General features: G+C 58.8%; 16 protein-coding genes and 1 pseudogene. 6 read left to right on the plus strand and 11 right to left on the minus strand.

Annotated elements, in window-relative coordinates; translation table 11 throughout:
• Positions 1–170: 170 nt before the first annotated feature.
• Positions 171–281 (minus strand): annotated as a pseudogene (locus ACR0K9_RS05445) (transposase); the annotation flags it as partial.
• A gap of 137 nt (positions 282–418) precedes the next feature.
• Between ACR0K9_RS05445 and ACR0K9_RS05450 the strand changes: the two are divergent.
• Together ACR0K9_RS05450 and ACR0K9_RS05455 are read left to right on the plus strand one after the other, a co-directional pair.
• Complete coding sequence (locus ACR0K9_RS05450) at positions 419–1,249, plus strand: DUF2189 domain-containing protein (RefSeq protein ID WP_480821382.1); 831 nt, start codon at positions 419–421, stop codon at positions 1,247–1,249.
• A 150-nt stretch (positions 1,250–1,399) separates the two neighbouring features.
• Positions 1,400–2,335, plus strand: coding sequence for a hypothetical protein (locus ACR0K9_RS05455; RefSeq protein ID WP_480821384.1), 936 nt, complete (start codon positions 1,400–1,402; stop codon positions 2,333–2,335).
• Between the two features lie 319 nt (positions 2,336–2,654).
• Here the strand turns inward: ACR0K9_RS05455 and ACR0K9_RS05460 are convergent, their stop codons facing one another.
• Positions 2,655–3,722, minus strand: a complete 1,068-nt coding sequence (locus tag ACR0K9_RS05460; protein ID WP_480821386.1) for a zinc ABC transporter substrate-binding protein — start codon at positions 3,720–3,722, stop codon at positions 2,655–2,657.
• Positions 3,723–3,778: 56 nt separating this feature from the next.
• On the opposite strand from ACR0K9_RS05460, the gene ACR0K9_RS05465 reads away from it, so the two are divergent.
• Genes ACR0K9_RS05465 through ACR0K9_RS05475 form a run of 3 tightly spaced genes read left to right on the plus strand, consistent with a single transcriptional unit; the run spans position 3,779 to position 5,831 of the window.
• Positions 3,779–4,291, plus strand: a complete 513-nt coding sequence (locus tag ACR0K9_RS05465) for a Fur family transcriptional regulator (RefSeq protein ID WP_480821388.1) — start codon at positions 3,779–3,781, stop codon at positions 4,289–4,291.
• Between the two features lie 2 nt (positions 4,292–4,293).
• A complete protein-coding gene (locus tag ACR0K9_RS05470) occupies positions 4,294–5,034 on the plus strand; it encodes a metal ABC transporter ATP-binding protein (RefSeq protein WP_480821390.1) in 741 nt (246 codons plus the stop codon).
• On the plus strand, positions 5,034–5,831 hold the full coding sequence (locus ACR0K9_RS05475; protein WP_480530565.1) for an iron chelate uptake ABC transporter family permease subunit: 798 nt from the start codon (positions 5,034–5,036) through the stop codon (positions 5,829–5,831). The genes ACR0K9_RS05470 and ACR0K9_RS05475 overlap by 1 nt, the downstream gene beginning before the upstream one ends.
• A 14-nt stretch (positions 5,832–5,845) precedes the next feature.
• Here ACR0K9_RS05475 and ACR0K9_RS05480 read toward each other — a convergent pair whose 3' ends face one another.
• The 4 genes from ACR0K9_RS05480 to ACR0K9_RS05495 form a co-directional block, all read right to left on the minus strand.
• Positions 5,846–6,577: an amino acid ABC transporter ATP-binding protein gene (locus tag ACR0K9_RS05480; protein ID WP_480821392.1), complete on the minus strand. Its 732-nt coding sequence runs from the start codon at positions 6,575–6,577 to the stop codon at positions 5,846–5,848.
• A complete protein-coding gene (locus ACR0K9_RS05485; RefSeq protein ID WP_480821394.1) occupies positions 6,577–7,410 on the minus strand; it encodes an amino acid ABC transporter permease in 834 nt (277 codons plus the stop codon). Before ACR0K9_RS05485 ends, ACR0K9_RS05480 begins: the two co-directional genes overlap by 1 nt.
• Position 7,411: 1 nt before the next feature.
• Positions 7,412–8,227 (minus strand): ABC transporter substrate-binding protein, encoded by an 816-nt coding sequence (locus tag ACR0K9_RS05490; RefSeq protein WP_480530559.1) that lies wholly within the window; start codon positions 8,225–8,227, stop codon positions 7,412–7,414.
• A 156-nt stretch (positions 8,228–8,383) separates the two neighbouring features.
• Positions 8,384–9,775, minus strand: coding sequence for an aminotransferase family protein (locus ACR0K9_RS05495; protein ID WP_480530557.1), 1,392 nt, complete (start codon positions 9,773–9,775; stop codon positions 8,384–8,386).
• Positions 9,776–9,994: 219 nt separating this feature from the next.
• Here ACR0K9_RS05495 and ACR0K9_RS05500 point away from each other — a divergent pair, with 219 nt between their 5' ends.
• A complete protein-coding gene (locus ACR0K9_RS05500) occupies positions 9,995–11,623 on the plus strand; it encodes an acyl-CoA synthetase (protein WP_480821396.1) in 1,629 nt (542 codons plus the stop codon).
• Here ACR0K9_RS05500 and ACR0K9_RS05505 read toward each other — a convergent pair.
• From ACR0K9_RS05505 to ACR0K9_RS05525, 5 genes are all read right to left on the minus strand, one after another.
• Positions 11,620–11,952 (minus strand): DOPA 4,5-dioxygenase family protein, encoded by a 333-nt coding sequence (locus tag ACR0K9_RS05505; protein WP_480821398.1) that lies wholly within the window; start codon positions 11,950–11,952, stop codon positions 11,620–11,622. The two genes, ACR0K9_RS05500 and ACR0K9_RS05505, sit on opposite strands and share 4 nt — an antisense overlap.
• 88 nt (positions 11,953–12,040) lie before the next feature.
• A complete protein-coding gene (gene maiA / locus ACR0K9_RS05510; RefSeq protein ID WP_480821400.1) occupies positions 12,041–12,679 on the minus strand; it encodes a maleylacetoacetate isomerase in 639 nt (212 codons plus the stop codon).
• 7 nt (positions 12,680–12,686) lie between these two features.
• Positions 12,687–13,229 carry a VOC family protein gene (locus ACR0K9_RS05515; protein ID WP_480530549.1) on the minus strand — a complete coding sequence of 181 codons (543 nt, stop codon included), beginning with the start codon at positions 13,227–13,229 and terminating at the stop codon, positions 12,687–12,689.
• The gene (locus tag ACR0K9_RS05520; RefSeq protein ID WP_480821402.1) at positions 13,226–13,432 is read right to left on the minus strand and encodes a DUF2783 domain-containing protein; all 207 of its coding nucleotides are present in this window, start codon (positions 13,430–13,432) and stop codon (positions 13,226–13,228) included. The genes ACR0K9_RS05515 and ACR0K9_RS05520 overlap by 4 nt, the downstream gene beginning before the upstream one ends.
• Positions 13,429–15,048, minus strand: a complete 1,620-nt coding sequence (locus ACR0K9_RS05525) for an FAD-dependent oxidoreductase (protein WP_480821404.1) — start codon at positions 15,046–15,048, stop codon at positions 13,429–13,431. The genes ACR0K9_RS05520 and ACR0K9_RS05525 overlap by 4 nt, the downstream gene beginning before the upstream one ends.
• Positions 15,049–15,055: the final 7 nt, after the last annotated feature.

A 15,055-nucleotide genomic window follows, 5' to 3' on the forward strand; every position in this document is an offset into this window, starting at 1 on the left:
CGGATATCAAATACTTACCGCCCCAAGGGGCGCTTCTTGCGTTCTGAGCTTCCGCGCCCAGTGCTACACCAGCGCTACGCCAAAGAGCAAAGTTATTCTTTTGAAGGCATCATAAGCTTCTAGGTGCTAGTTGATCAGGGGCTATTTAGGGGGTCGGATGCAACGCTTACGAACGTCGCGTCGCTGATCCCGTATTTGTGGCACAGCTCCTGCGCCTTCACGCCTGCCTCGTATTCCTTGATCATTCCGATGATCTGTTCGTCCGAAAATCTGCGCTTCATGATCCATCCTTTTCTCGGACAGATTACTAACACCTCAATGGCCTGATTTCAGGGGGCAACGTCAGGCCTATCTGTGCGACCGTTGGAGCAGTTGGCAACCAGTGCAGTGTTGTGCCATGCTTGGGGAGGAGCGTGTTATGACATCCAAGATCGCAGGTCCCACACCGCCGGAAAAACTGTCACCGCAGCAGCGGGCCATGCCCGGTGTCAATAAATTGACCTTTGCTGACATCAGCGCGTCACTGAAGGCCGGGTTCTCCGATTTTCTCGCGCATCCGTTCATGAGCGGTTTTTTCGGTCTGTTCTATGCGCTGTTCGGAATCCTGTTTGTCTGGTGCTTGGTCTGGCTTGGAAAGATCTGGATGATCATACCCGCCGCAGTGGGCTTTCCGCTGGTCGCGCCTTTTGCCGCTGCCGGGCTTTATGAAATGTCTCGACGGATGCAAAAGGGAGAGGGTTTTAGCTGGCCTGACATTCTGTCCGTCATGGCCCATCAACGTAAGCGTGAAATGGGCTGGATGGCCTTTGTCACGCTGTTCATTTTCTGGGTCTGGACCTACCAGATCAGGCTTTGGCTGGCGATCATCCTGCAGAACGCGTCCTTCTCGAATTTTGACGGCTTTGTGAATGCCGTATTCTTTACGCCACAAGGTTGGGCTTTTCTGGCCGTCGGCACCTGCGTGGGCGCATTTCTGTCGGTGGTCTTGTTTTCGGTCACGGTTATAGCCATGCCCATGCTGCTTGATCGGGAAACCAATTTCGTTTCCGCCATGTTAACGTCCATTCGGGTCGTTACGGAAAACCCGCTGGTCATGCTTGCCTGGGCGGCGATTATTTCGATTACCATGCTATTGTCGCTGGTTCCGGCGTTTCTGGGTCTGATCTTTACTCTGCCGATCCTTGGGCACACTACATGGCATCTCTATCAACGAGCGGTGCCCCCGCAGGACGAGCCCTTGAAGGGCTAAATACCGTTCTTGATCCGCAGGCAGGTTCAGTGGGGCTGAAAATTCGTGTTTTTCGTGCCGTCCATGAGGTCAGTGCGAAAACTTACGTGACAGGGGTGGGATAGAGGCTTAGCAACGGTAAACCAGAGACCCAACAATCCGACGGCAAACATGGTTCAGGAAATCTGGCTGCACATCGGCACGGCCAAAAGCGGCACCACCGCGCTTCAACATTACTGCAATGAAAACACTGCCACGCTGGAAGACGCAGGGTTTTTGTATGTTACCGCCAAGGGGCATTCGTCGGTCAACAAACTCGCCATTGCGATCAACAAGAACCGCTCGGAACAGTTGCGGGAGATATCTGAGCATGTGACCAGCGCAATCAAGGCGAGCGACGCTGGTAAGGCTCTGATCTCATCCGAGATGCTGTTTGGCATGACCCCTTCAAGTATTTTGGATGCGCTTCCGGTGCTTGCGGATTATCCCTTGAATTTGCTGGTCTATTTTCGCCGGCAGGACCGTTACATCGAAAGCAAGTACCTGCAGAAAATGAAGAACGGCCGGTTCCGCGGCACGATCTGGGACTACATCGAAAAGTTTGATGGCTCTGGTTCGGATTACTATGCAGAACTGCAGCCGTGGTTCAATCTTGAGTGTGATATTCACCCCCGGATATGCGAGCGCGACAATCTGGTCGGGGGCTCGACCGTCACGGATGCCCTGTCCGTGATGGGATTTGACGATCTGACGCAGGTGGTGCCGGAAACCCGGGTCGAGAATACCTCGCCATCCCTTGGGCGCATTCAGTTGCTGCAGGCGCTGGCTGACGCCGGTCACCCCAAAATCCGCCAGATTCAAAGGGCTTTGCCGCCGGATCAGGCAGGAAAGGCGCGTGTGCTGACGCGGGCTGAGCGCTTGGATTACCTGAGCAAGTATCAGCAAAGCAACGAAGCCTTACGTCAGTCTTTCTTTCCGGCTTTGCCGCAATTGTTCACAACGGATGATCTGAAAGATGGCCCGGATCAGCTGTCCTCCGGCTATTCGCCGGAACAAATCGCCGAGATCAGGCAAATGTTTGAGCTGCTTGTGCGCGCGCGCAGTTAAGCGCGATAAAGTTCGGTCCGTCTGCCATCAGAATTGTTCAGAGAGCTTCTGGAAATGGCCACCGGTATCCTGGCTGTGGCCTATGGATCAATTCCACCCAATCGGGCACGTTGCCCGGATCGGCCGCACGCCCTCGGCGGCGGCCATTCCCATGGTTAGTTCACTAAACCTCATTCGGCTTGTCTAAGTGAGCAGGTTCCGAGCTTTCGGTTTCAACACGGTTTTGAATGCCTATTTATGTCTGGCCTTGTTTATTAAGGTGTTCAGGTTGTTTGGCCTTACAATTCGCCGGTCTAAACTGGATCGCCCACTTACAAGCTCACAGGCACTCGGCGAGTGTTTTGGCCATATTGCGGATGACTTGCGGGTAGAGCGTAGCGCCAGGCTCAAGGTCGGCTCCGAGCGGGTCGATCACTCCGGTCTTGGCGTCGGTTCCATCAAGCACGGTTTCTACGATGCCGGGGTTGAACTGCGGTTCGGTCAGGATGCAGTCGATGCCTTCTTCACGGATGCGGCCCTGTATCTCGGCGATGCGCGCCGGGCTCGGGTCGGAGGCGTCGCTGAGCGAAATCGCACCCGAGGCCGGGAAGTCAAACGCGTTTTCGAAATACCGGTAGGCATCATGGAAGACGACAAAGTTGCCACCGCGGACAGGTGCAAGCGTTTCGGCGACCTCAGCGGACAGCGCGGCCACTTCCCCCTTGGCGGTGGCGGCGTTTGCAAAGTAAGTACCTGCGTTGTCGGGGTCGGCGGAAGACAGCTGCGCCGCGATCAGGTCTAGCCAGATTTGGGCGTTTGCCGGAGATAACCAGGCGTGGGGGTCATTGTCTCCATGGTCATCATGGTCATCATGGTCGTCGTGCTTGGCGTGATCATGATCGTCGTCGTTATGCTCATCTGCATGATCGCGGCCATCGTCATGGTCGTGATCGTCATGCGCCCCATCTTCTGCGTTATCCTCATGGTCATCATGATCCTCGTGATCGTTATGCTCCTCATCCCCATGATCCTCGTGGTCATGCGCCTCGAACAGAGCATTTTCACGGAATTCGAGAAGATGCGTGTCATCCGCTTCAAGCAACGTTGTAACCGCTGCCCCATCAGCCAGCGTTTCGATGGCACCTTCCATCCAGGGGGTCAGGTCTTCTCCGATCCAGAAGACCAGATCAGCCTCTTGCAGGGCGGAGGCCTCCGATGGCCGCAGGTTGTATTCATGCGGTGAGGCGCCCGGCTGGACGATGAGGCTCGGGGTGCCGACGCCTTCCATGACACGGGATACAAGCGAATGAACCGGTGCGATGTCGGTTGCAACGTTTGGGACCTCTGCCATGGCCGTTCCACCCAATAGTGCAGCGGTGATCGATAGTGGAAGGAGCTTTCTGGACATCTGACTCTCTGTGTGATTGTATAACATTGCGAGTGGCATACATGATATGGAATAACATGACAAGTGAGGTGCGCCCCGTGCCGGCGGATGACATGGCCCCGGTTGGGTTTCAGAAACATAACCACGATAATTGTGTCGAAACCGCGCTGAGAACGGCCGAGGCGCAGTGTAAGGAAGAGGGGCTGCGTCTGACCCCGGTCCGGCGCAAGGTGCTTGAGATGTTGCTGCAGGAACATCGTGCACTTGGGGCCTACGCCATTCTTGATGGTCTGCGGGAAGAGGGTTTTGGCTCGCAACCGCCGGTCGCCTATCGTGCGCTGGATTTCCTTGTGCAAAACGGGTTTGTTCATAAAATCGAACGGCTGAATGCCTTTGTCGCCTGTTCTCATCCAGGGGCAGTGCATTCCCCGGCCTTCATGATTTGTAGAAAATGCGACGCTGTGGCCGAGGCGCAATCCGCTCCGGTGAAAGGTGTTTTGGGCGCTGCCGCGCGCGCGGCGGGTTTCGAGATTGAACGAACGGTAGTAGAAGCCGAGGGAATCTGCCCCGACTGCACCAAAAAGGCATAGGCATGAGCCTGATCTCGGTTGAAAATCTCAGCGTGCGCTATGGTGCCAACACCGTGTTGCGCCATGTGGATATCGTTATCGATCCCGGCGAGATCGTGACAATCGTCGGCCCCAACGGCTCAGGCAAGACCAGCCTGTTGCGGGCCATAATCGGTGCGACCAAACCCGCTGCTGGTCAGGTGTCTCTGAAGCCAGGTCTGAAGATCGGCTATGTTCCGCAGAAGCTGCACATCGATCCGACGTTGCCGATTTCTGTCGAACGGTTCATGCGGCTGACCCATCGCGTGTCGCGCAAGCAGTGTGCTGCGGTGCTTGAAACGGCGGGTGTGCCTGACCTTTTGAAACGCCAGATGTCGCAATTGTCCGGCGGTCAGTTCCAGCGGGTCTTGCTGGCACGGGCGTTGATCAACCGTCCTGATGTCCTGTTGCTGGACGAGGCGACCCAGGGGCTCGACCAGCCGGGCTCGGCGGCGTTTTACCGTCAGATCGAAGATGTGCGTCGCGAAACCGGCTGTGCCATACTGATGATCAGCCACGAGTTGCATGTGGTCATGAGCGCCTCGGACAGGGTGATCTGTCTGAACGGCCATGTCTGTTGCGAAGGCTCGCCCGCTGTTGTGGCCTCGGCCCCGGAATACCGCGCGCTGTTCGGAACGGGAACCGGAGGGGCGCTGGCGCTGTATCGCCACGATCATGACCATGATCACGACCACTGTGACCACACTCAGGAAGCTGCAGAATAATGCTTGATGATTTCATGACCCGTGCGACGCTTGCGGGCGTCGGTGTTGCTTTTGCAGCCGCACCTTTGGGGTGTTTCGTGGTGTGGCGCCGGATGGCCTATTTCGGTGACGCCACAGCGCATGCAGCGATCCTTGGTGTCGCACTGTCGCTGACGTTTCAGATGTCGGTTTTTACCGGCGCGTTGGCCGTTGCGCTGGTGATGGCTTTGACCGTGACTCTGTTGTCGGACCGAGGTTATGCCATGGATACGTTGCTGGGGGTTCTGGCGCATTCGGCGCTTGCCTTCGGACTGGTCGCGGTGTCGTTTCTGTCGGGTGTTCGCATTGACCTGATGGCCTATCTTTTTGGCGATATTCTTGCGGTTTCACGCACGGACTTGTTGGTGATCTGGGCAGGTGCGGCGCTTGTGGTTGCGCTGATCGCATGGCGATGGTCCCAGCTTTTGACCGCGACGCTGAACGAAGAACTGGCCTATGCCAGTGGGTTCGATCCCAAGCGCGAACAGTTGATTCTGACGCTCGCGCTGGCGGTGACTGTTGCGGTGGCGATCAAGGTTGTGGGCGTTCTGCTGATCGCGGCGATGCTGATCATCCCGGCAGCCGCCGCGCGCAGTCTGGCGCGGTCGCCGGAAACCATGGCCCTGATCGCGGCGGCTATCGGCGCGTTTTCTGCCGTGGCGGGGCTGCGCGCCGCCTATGTGTTTGACACCCCGGCAGGGCCTTCGATTGTCTGTGTGGCAGCTATTTCCTTTGCCTGCTTCAGCCTCCTCGGCTGGCAGAGCCGACGCGGCGCATAGCGCCTGGCGCCGTTCTATTTCAGCGCACGCGCAAGGAAAGCTTTGGTCGCATCTTGCGACGGGGTATCGAACAGCACCTCGGGCGGGCCTTCTTCGATGATGCGACCGCCATCCAGAAAACAGACCTTGTCTGCCGCTTCGCGGGCAAAGCCCATTTCGTGTGTCGCCATCACCATCGTCATACCTTGCCGTTTGAGCATCAGCAAAACGTCCAGCACTTCGCCCACAAGCTGTGGATCCAGCGCCGAGGTGATTTCGTCAAACAACATGACTTCGGGCTTCATGGCCAGCGCGCGGACGATTGCAACCCGCTGCTGTTGCCCGCCAGACAATTGGTCGGGGTAGTTCTGCATTCGGTCTGCCAGCCCAAACCGGGTGAACAGGGCCTCGATCTCGGGCTGCAGCTCGGCGCGGGTCAGGCCGCGCACCCGGCGGGGGGCGAGCAGGACGTTTTCCAGCGCAGTCATATGCGGAAAGAGGTTGAAGCTCTGAAAGACAATCCCGATGCGGGCGCGCACTGATTGCGGGTTCAGACCGGGGACCGAGATATCCTCGCCATCCAGAAAGATCGCACCGTCCTCTATGGGCTCCAGCAGATTGATGCAGCGCAGCAGGGTGGATTTGCCGGACCCGGACGCGCCGATCAGGCAAACCATCTGGCCCTCTTCAACGCTCAGGTCGATGCCGTCGCAAACAGTACGGTCGCCAAAGCGTTTGACCACGCCGCTCAGTTCCAGTTTCGGCATCAGCGTCTCTCTCGCATCTGGCGGGCCATCAGGTGATCGGCATAACGCGTGGCCGGGATTGTGACGATCAGAAAGATGATCGCTGCGCCCACATAGGGCGTGAAATTGGCAAGAAGGGATTTGAACACCCCGGCCTGACGGAAAATCTCGACCGGGCCGATGAAGCTGAGCAGCGACACGTCCTTTTGCAGCGCAATCAGCATGTTCATCTGCGAGGGCACCACGTTGCGGATCGCCTGCGGCAGAACCACATCCCGCATCACTTGCCGTTCCGACAGGCCCAGAGACAACGCAGCGGCGCGCTGGCTGTGGTGGACGCTGTCGATGCCAGAGCGGAAGATTTCAGCCACATAGGCCGAATAGGTCAGGATCAGCGCCAGCGAACCCCAGATATACGGCGAGTTCCACGGGCGCGGCAGGCCCAGACCGGGGATGCCGAAGCCAATCAGGTAAACAGTCAGGATGACCGGCACACCGCGGAAGATATCGGTGAAAGCCGCGCCAAAGATGCGCAGCGGGAACAGGGCGGGCGACTTGGCATCCCGCGCCAAGGCAATCAGCAGGCCGAGAATGGCGATGGCTGGCGCCGACCAGGCAAAGATCATCACGTTGATCCGAAACGCCTCAAGCAGTTTCGGGAAGGTTTTGACCAGCGTCTCGCCGTTGAAAAAGCTTTGCTGAACCTTGGACCAACCGGGGGCCAGCGGCACCAGAAAGTAGATCGCCGCCAGAACGGTAACCGTACTTACGGTCGCGATCACAAGGGAACGGCGACGCTGTTGCGCCTCATAGCGTTCGCGGCGGGTCATCCCGCCCGCCTTTTGATTGCTCATGTTATTTGATCAGGGGCACGCCGGTTGAATCCTGCAGCCATTTGGCCTCGATCTCGGCCAGTTTGCCGCTTTCGGCCATCGCTGCCAGCGCTTCGTCGATGCAGGTTTTCAGGGGGTTGCCTTCTTCCATCAGCATTCCGAACTGATCGGGATTGTCGCTCTCATCCGCCGGAAACTGCCCGATGACCTTCGAGCCCTCGATCATCACGGCGCTGAGGAACAGGGCTGTCGGCAGGTCGAACAAGGCTGCGTCGATCTGGTTCGCCGTCATCGCCGCATTCACATCCGCGTTGTCGCCGTAAAGCAAGGGATCGCTGTCCGGCTGGATGATGCTGGCCAGCTTGGGAACCGCTGTGGTCGAACCCACGGCACCCCATTGCAACCCTTTCAGCGCCTCAAGCGTCGGGGCGGTGTCGGTGGCGTTCGGGCTGACCAGAACCGCCATGGGCGCGGTGTAATAGGGGGCTGAGAAATCCACGACCTGATCGCGCTCGGGCGTGATTGAGTATTGCTGCATGTTGACGTCGAATTCTTTGGCGCCCGGCTGGATCGCCTCGTCAAACGAGGACCGGACCCACACGACATCTTCGGCAGCAAAACCCATTTCTTCGGCCAGGGCGTATGCCACGGCGGCCTCGAACCCTTCACCGGATTCGGGGGCGTCATCGATCACCCACGGGTAATAGGCCGGATTGCCCGTCGCGATGGTAAACTTGCCGTCCGTCAGGGTCTTGCCAGCGGCGCATTGTTCCTGCGCAAAGGCTGCTGTTGAAAGCAACAGAACCGAACTTGCCGCAATCGAGAGTGTCCTGGACATCTGATACAAACCTCCTGTTGGAATATGTTGCGGCTACGGTAGTTCTGCCCACTCTGACTGTCCAGCAGATGGTGACCGGCAGGATCTACGGCCAAAAAAGAAACCCGCCAGCATCTGACGGGTTTCCTTGGTTTCAGTAGTTGTCCAGAGGCCGGATCAGCCGAAGACGCGCCCCAGCGCGCCATCCACCGCATCGGTGATCTGGTCGATGTCATCCGCCGTTGCGATCAGCGCGGGCGAGAAGCACAGCGTGTTGTTGCGGCTGGGGATCGAGCGGTTGGTGACACCGATGATGACGCCCTGTGCCATGCAGTCTGCAACAACCGCCTGCGCCAGTTTCTCGTCCACCGGCTCTTTGGAGCCGCGATCCGCAACCAGTTCGGCGCCCAGGAACAGGCCCTTGCCGCGCACGTCGCCGATAACCTTGTGTTTTTCCATCAGCGCCTGCAGGTTGCCCATCATGCGGTCACCCATGTCTGCACAGTTCTGCAGCAGGTTTTCGTCCTGAATGATGCGCATGTTTTCGACAGCCGCCGCCGGACCGGCGGTGCAGCCGCCAAAGGTCGAGATATCGCGGAAATAGCTCATCGGGTCCGAAGCATCGTCCTTGAACATGTCAAAGACTTCTTCGGTGGTAACCATGCAGGCAATCGCCGCATAGCCCGAGGCAACGCCTTTGGCCATGGTCACGAAGTCGGGCTTGATGCCGTATTGCTGGTAACCGAACCATGTGCCGGTGCGGCCAACACCGCAGACCACTTCGTCGATATGCAGCAGCACGTCGTATTTCTTGCAGATCTCCTGCACGCGCGGCCAATAGCCTTCGGGCGCTTCGATAACGCCGCCACCTGCGGTCACAGGCTCAAGGCACAGGGCGCCCACAGTGTCGGGGCCTTCGCGCAGGATCACTTCTTCGATCTGGTTCGCAGCCCATTCGCCGAAGTTCTCTTCGGGGGCGCCGTCCAGTTCGTGCTTGCGGTATTCCATGCAATGCGGAACACGCACGAAGTCAGGCGCAAATGGGCCATACTGCGCAGTGCGCTCGTCCTGACCGCCTGCCGACATCGTTGCCAGGGTCGAGCCGTGATAGTCGCGGTCGCGATACAGGATCTTGGTCTTCTTGCCGCCGTATTTCTTGTGGGCGATCTGGCGGACCATCTTGAAGGCTTTCTCGTTCGCTTCGCTGCCGGAGTTGGTGTAATACACGCGGCTCATGCCGGGCATCTTGTCGATCAGCATTTCAGCAAAAATCGAACCGGGGATCGAGCCTGCAGTGTTGGCGAAGTAGCACAGCTTCATCAGCTGGTCATAGACGGCCTTGCAGATGGATTCGCGGCCATAGCCTACGTTCACCGTCCAGACCCCACCGGAGACGGCATCCAGATGCTCTTTGCCCTTCTGATCCCAAACGCGCATCCCTTTGCCTTCGACAATGATGCGGGGATCATTGGTTTCAAACGGCTTGTGCTGGATCAGGTGATGCCAGATGTGGGCGCGGTCGGCTTCGACCACACGGGAAAGATCGTTTTCGTTGAACGTGCCGTCCATGACATGTCCTTTCAAGGTAAGGCGCGCGGGAATCAGGATACCCCTGCGGGCGCAAAGTGACGTGATACTGCAGATCAACGCGAATGAGACGCGCGAAGTAGGGCCAGATTAGCCCATCGGATATCTCCAGTGTACCAGTTTCGCGTATTAATACGGGTTTGTATTGGCGTAAGTTCCGTGCTCAATACGCCAATCTGTCGAGTTTGGGAGGATCGCCGGATGACAGCCGAAACAATCTACCAACAGCATCTGGACAAAACCCCTGCGAATTTCACGCCCCTGTCCCCGCTCAGCTATCTTGAGCGGACGGCGAAGGTCTATGCGGATTATCCGTCCGTTGTGTATGGCGCGCGCCGGTTCGCCTGGGCCGAAACCTATGCACGGTGCCGCCGTCTGGCCAGCGCGCTGGCCGCGCGTGGGGTAGGGGCGGGTGATACGGTCTCGATCATTGCGGCCAACATCCCCGAACACTACGAGGCGCATTTCGGTGTGCCCATGGCAGGCGCGGTGCTGAACGCGATCAACACGCGGCTGGATGCGCCGATCATCGCCTTCATTCTGAACCATGCCGAAGCCAAGGTTCTGCTGGTTGATCCCGAATTCTCGGGCGTCGTGAAACAGGCGCTGGAGCAGGTGGATCACGACATTCTGGTGGTCGATATCGAAGATGCCAGTTTTGAGGGCGGCGAACGGTTGGGTGATCTGACCTACGAGGGTCTGCTGGCCGAGGGTGATCCGGACTCCGACTGGTCTCTGCCTGCCGATGAATGGGATGCGATCACGCTGAACTATACTTCGGGCACCACGGGCAACCCCAAAGGCGTGGTCTATCACCATCGCGGTGCGGCTCTGAACGCGACCTCGAACATTCTGACATGGGGTATGCCGCAGCATTCGGTCTATCTGTGGACCCTGCCGATGTTTCACTGCAATGGCTGGTGTTTCCCATGGACGATGGCAGCCAATGCGGGCACGTCGGTTTGTCTGCGCGCAGTCCGTGACGAGCCGATCTATCGCGCCTTCCGAGCAGAGGGCGTGACCCATTTCTGCGGCGCGCCCATCGTGTTGAACATGCTGGCCAACGCACCGGATCATCTCAAAGACTTCGACCAGCAGATCAAGGTAATGACCGCAGGTGCACCACCGCCTGCCAAAGTGATCGAAGCGATGGAGGGGATGGGCGTCGAGGTCACCCATGTCTACGGCCTGACCGAGACCTATGGCCCGTCTGTCGTCTGCGCATGGAAGGATGAATGGAACGACAAGGGGGCCGAAGACCGGGCCGCGCTGAAAGTGCGGCAAGGAGTGAAATACGTGGCTCTGTCCGGGTTGATGGTCGCCGATCCCGAGACGCTGGAGCCCGTGCCCTCGGATGGCGAAACCATGGGCGAGATCTTCATGCAGGGCAACATCGTCATGAAGGGCTATCTGAAGAACGCCGAGGCCACCGACAAAGCGTTCAAAGGCGGCTGGTTTGCCTCGGGCGATCTGGGGGTGATGCACCCGGACGGCTATATTGCACTGAAGGACCGGTCCAAGGACATCATCATTTCGGGGGGCGAGAATATCTCATCGGTCGAGGTCGAGGATGTCCTGTACAAACACCCGGCGGTGATGGAGGCCGCCGTGGTTGCGCGCCCGGATGACAAATGGGGCGAAACCCCTTGTGCCTTTGTCGAGCTGAAACCGCAGGCGCAGACAACCGAGGCCGAGGTGATTGCCTTTTGCCGCGATAACATGGCTCATTTCAAAGCGCCCAAGACGGTCGTCTTCGGAGCGCTTCCCAAAACCTCGACGGGGAAGATTCAGAAGTTCATCCTGCGCGATCGGGCGCGTGATCTGGGTTAATCGAATATCGACAGGTCAAGCTCCAGCATCTCACCCATCCAGACCGCGCGATCCCGGTGATCGGTCAGATGGTCTCCGGTTTCCGGGTGGGTGAAAATGGTCAGCCCTTGACGGTTCAGGATCAGCCAGGGAAAGACCTGATCGAAGGCTTCGGCGGGAAAGCCAAGCTGGCAACTCCAGCGCGGGTGGGGGCCGACATTGCGGGCGTGCATGCGGCCCATCTGCACGGCAGGAAACAGCCGCGCGGCCTCTTCGCAGACCTGTTGGGCGGTGTCTTGCGTGTCTGCGTCGAAATAGACATGGGCGTGATAGCCGGTGATCTCGGGCATGGGTGTCTCCGTATGTCGATACCTCGCAACCTAATCGCTGCCCGAGGGTTTTGGCACCCGCGCCGCCACACACACCCTGTGCGTCAGGTCAGATCGGTGCATGCCTGTCGGGATGGGCGGCGGCAAAGGCCGGATGCTCGGCGCAAACGGACTCGACCGCCAGCAGACGCGGCATGTCCGACAGATCGACCTCCCAGCGGCGGGCATTGTAAAGCTGCGGAATCAAACAGATATCGGCCAAACCGGGAGTGTCGCCGGTACAGAACGGGCTTTGTTCGAAACCGTCCAGCAACCTTTCAAACGCATGCAGCCCGGGTCGAATGAAATGGCGCATCCAATCGCCGGGCATGTCGCCCGCTCCCGCGCTAAGCTGTGTGGCTTGGCGCGCCACCGACAGATTGCAAACCGGGTGGATATCCACAGCGATGCTATGTGCCAGCGCCCGCGCCGCCGCCCGGCGGGCAGGATCAGCTGGCAGAAGACCCATCTGGCGTGTTTCGTCCAGATAATCGAGGATCGCCAGTGATTGCGTCAACCGCAGCCCGTCGATGTCGAGCACCGGCACCAGACCCTGCGGGTTGCGCGCCAGATGCTCTGGTGCACGATGCGCACCCCCAACCAGATCGATCACCACCGGGCGATAGGTGATCCCCGCCAGATTCAGCGCGATCCGCAGCCGATAGCTGGCTGACGAGCGCCAGTAGTCATACAGAACCACTTCGGACATGCAGGTATCAGCCTTTGCTCAATTCTTTCGCATGCAGCCAGTCGGCATGTTGGGGGGCTTTCTTGGTGCGCGACCATTCTTCCAGCATGTCCCATTTCACCGCATCCAGCCGGGACAGCATGGCCTCTTCTTCGGGGTCGGGGCAAGCCAGTTCGACACGGTGGCCATTGGGATCGAAAAAATAGATCGAGTGAAAGATCGAATGATCGGTCACGCCCAGAACCTCGACCCCGTTGGCCTCAAGATGGTCTTTGAAGGCGATCAACTCGTCCCGGTCCTTTACCTTGAAAGCGATATGCTGCACCCATTTGGGGGTGTTCGGATCGCGGCCCATTTCGGGCTTGGTTGGCAATTCGAAAAACGCCAGAACATTGCCGTTCCCGGCATCCAGAAACAGGTGCATGTAAGGATCAGGTTCATGGGTCGAGGGCACATGGTCTTCGGCAATCGCCAGAATGAAATCCATGTTCAGCATCTTGCCATACCATTCAACGGTCTCTTTCGCGTCCTTGCAGCGATAGGCGACGTGGTGAATCTGTTCGATTTTCATTGGGTCCACTCCTGTTTTAGCGCAGCAGCGTCCAGCGCCTGTTTCAGCACCGCGTTGTCACCAATATGGTTGGCCAGCACCAGTACCAGCCGTGCGTTCAGCGCGTCGCTGTCGGGTTTTTCCAACCCTTCATGTGCCGCCAGAAGGTCGGCATAGAAATCGTCGGCATGGGTCAGGTTGGGTGAGAGGATCAGATCGGTCATATCGCTTGCTCCTTGCCTGTGGCGCGGCGGACCGCGTGCCGGAAGGCGTTTTCTTCGTAGGTGTCACGCCGTGCGGCGACATGCTGATCGGGCCGGATCAGATAGACCGCGCCCGAAGCATCGCCCAGATAACGGCGTTTCAGCGTCAGAGTGGGGTCGTCCTTGACCGACAGGGCCAGACGCTTGACGGTGATGCCGTCGACCTCGATCTCATCGGGCGCATCGGCATCGATGGTCAGCAGCGTGAACTGACCGGCCAGCCGGGGCAGCAGGAACGCGTCGCCCAAAGGCGCATCCGGGCAGGGCGCGCCGGGTCGGCTCTGCGCCGGCCCGTTCAACGCATCGGCAGAGTTCAGGGGCGAGCCGTCGTAGACGCAAGGCACGCTCAGCCGCCCGGAATTCACCAGCGGACGGGCGAAATCGTAATGCTCACTGAGGTCCAGCACCGCGTCGCGGAAAACGCGCGACATGGCTGATTTTGGTGTGATGAAATCTGTCGACCGGGTCGAGTTCAAAATGTTCTCGTCCGCGCCGTGGATACGTTCGGAATTATAGCTGTCGAGCAGCGATTCAGGCGCTTTGCCGTCAATCACCAGTTTCAGCTTCCAGCACAGGTTGTCGGTGTCCTGCACGCCCGAATTCGCACCGCGCGCGCCGAACGGGCTGACCTGATGGGCGCTGTCACCGGCAAAGAGCACCCGGCCATGGCGGAACTGCTCCATCCGGCGGCATTGGAAGGTGTAGATGCTGACCCATTCCAGTTCGAACTGAACGTCTTCACCCAGCATCGCCGTAAGGCGCGGGATGACGTTTTCGGGACGTTTCTCGCGTTCCTTGTCGATGTCCCAACCCAGTTGCAGATCGATGCGCCACACCCCGTCGGGTTGCTTGTGCAACAGCGCCGATTGGCCCTTGTTGAACGGTGGGTCGAACCAGAACCAGCGCTCCGATGGGAAGTCGGCCTCCATCACCACATCGGCAATCAGGAAGTTGTCTTCGAATACGCGGCCCACGAAATCCTTGCCCAGCATCGCCCGCATGGGTGAGCCTGCACCGTCGCAGGCGATTACCCAATCGGCCTCGATCGTGTAGGATCCTTCGGGGGTTTCCACCTCAAGCTTGACGTGATCGGGGTGGGTACCGACGGCCTCGACCTTGTTGCGGCCGCGGATTTCGATGGGCGCGCCCTGTTCCTGCAACTCGCGCACGCGATCGACCAGAAACTGTTCGAAATAATATTGCTGCAGATTGATGAAGGCGGGGCGCTGATCGCCGCTGTCGGGTTGCAGGTTGAACTCGTAAACCTTGCGCTCGTCGAAGAACACCTTGCCCGTGTTCCAAAGGACACCCTTGTCCACCATTGCCTGTCCGCAGCCCAGCCGATCAAGGATTTCCAGCGGACGTTTGGCAAAACAGATGGCGCGGCTGCCGAAGCTGACCTTGTCATTGTCGTCCAGCACCAGCACCTCAGCCCCTTGCTGGGCCAGATCGATGGCGGCGGCCAGCCCCACGGGGCCGGCACCGACAACGATGACCTTATGGCGCACCGGCGCAGAGGCAGATTGGTCCGGGCTGGCCTCGTAGGCGTAAAGTGGAACTTCGAAAATCTTGTTCACGGTCTCT

Source organism: Ruegeria sp. L12, assembly GCF_056531745.1.

Coding starts and splice junctions, on each gene's coding strand:
- ACR0K9_RS05450 (WP_480821382.1), top strand. CDS start 419: ATGACATCCAAGATCGCAGGTCCCACACCGCCGGAAAAACTGTCACCG.
- ACR0K9_RS05455 (WP_480821384.1), top strand. CDS start 1,400: ATGGTTCAGGAAATCTGGCTGCACATCGGCACGGCCAAAAGCGGCACC.
- ACR0K9_RS05460 (WP_480821386.1), bottom strand. CDS start 3,722: ATGTCCAGAAAGCTCCTTCCACTATCGATCACCGCTGCACTATTGGGT.
- ACR0K9_RS05465 (WP_480821388.1), top strand. CDS start 3,779: ATGACAAGTGAGGTGCGCCCCGTGCCGGCGGATGACATGGCCCCGGTT.
- ACR0K9_RS05470 (WP_480821390.1), top strand. CDS start 4,294: ATGAGCCTGATCTCGGTTGAAAATCTCAGCGTGCGCTATGGTGCCAAC.
- ACR0K9_RS05475 (WP_480530565.1), top strand. CDS start 5,034: ATGCTTGATGATTTCATGACCCGTGCGACGCTTGCGGGCGTCGGTGTT.
- ACR0K9_RS05480 (WP_480821392.1), bottom strand. CDS start 6,577: ATGCCGAAACTGGAACTGAGCGGCGTGGTCAAACGCTTTGGCGACCGT.
- ACR0K9_RS05485 (WP_480821394.1), bottom strand. CDS start 7,410: ATGAGCAATCAAAAGGCGGGCGGGATGACCCGCCGCGAACGCTATGAG.
- ACR0K9_RS05490 (WP_480530559.1), bottom strand. CDS start 8,227: ATGTCCAGGACACTCTCGATTGCGGCAAGTTCGGTTCTGTTGCTTTCA.
- ACR0K9_RS05495 (WP_480530557.1), bottom strand. CDS start 9,775: ATGGACGGCACGTTCAACGAAAACGATCTTTCCCGTGTGGTCGAAGCC.
- ACR0K9_RS05500 (WP_480821396.1), top strand. CDS start 9,995: ATGACAGCCGAAACAATCTACCAACAGCATCTGGACAAAACCCCTGCG.
- ACR0K9_RS05505 (WP_480821398.1), bottom strand. CDS start 11,952: ATGCCCGAGATCACCGGCTATCACGCCCATGTCTATTTCGACGCAGAC.
- maiA (WP_480821400.1), bottom strand. CDS start 12,679: ATGTCCGAAGTGGTTCTGTATGACTACTGGCGCTCGTCAGCCAGCTAT.
- ACR0K9_RS05515 (WP_480530549.1), bottom strand. CDS start 13,229: ATGAAAATCGAACAGATTCACCACGTCGCCTATCGCTGCAAGGACGCG.
- ACR0K9_RS05520 (WP_480821402.1), bottom strand. CDS start 13,432: ATGACCGATCTGATCCTCTCACCCAACCTGACCCATGCCGACGATTTC.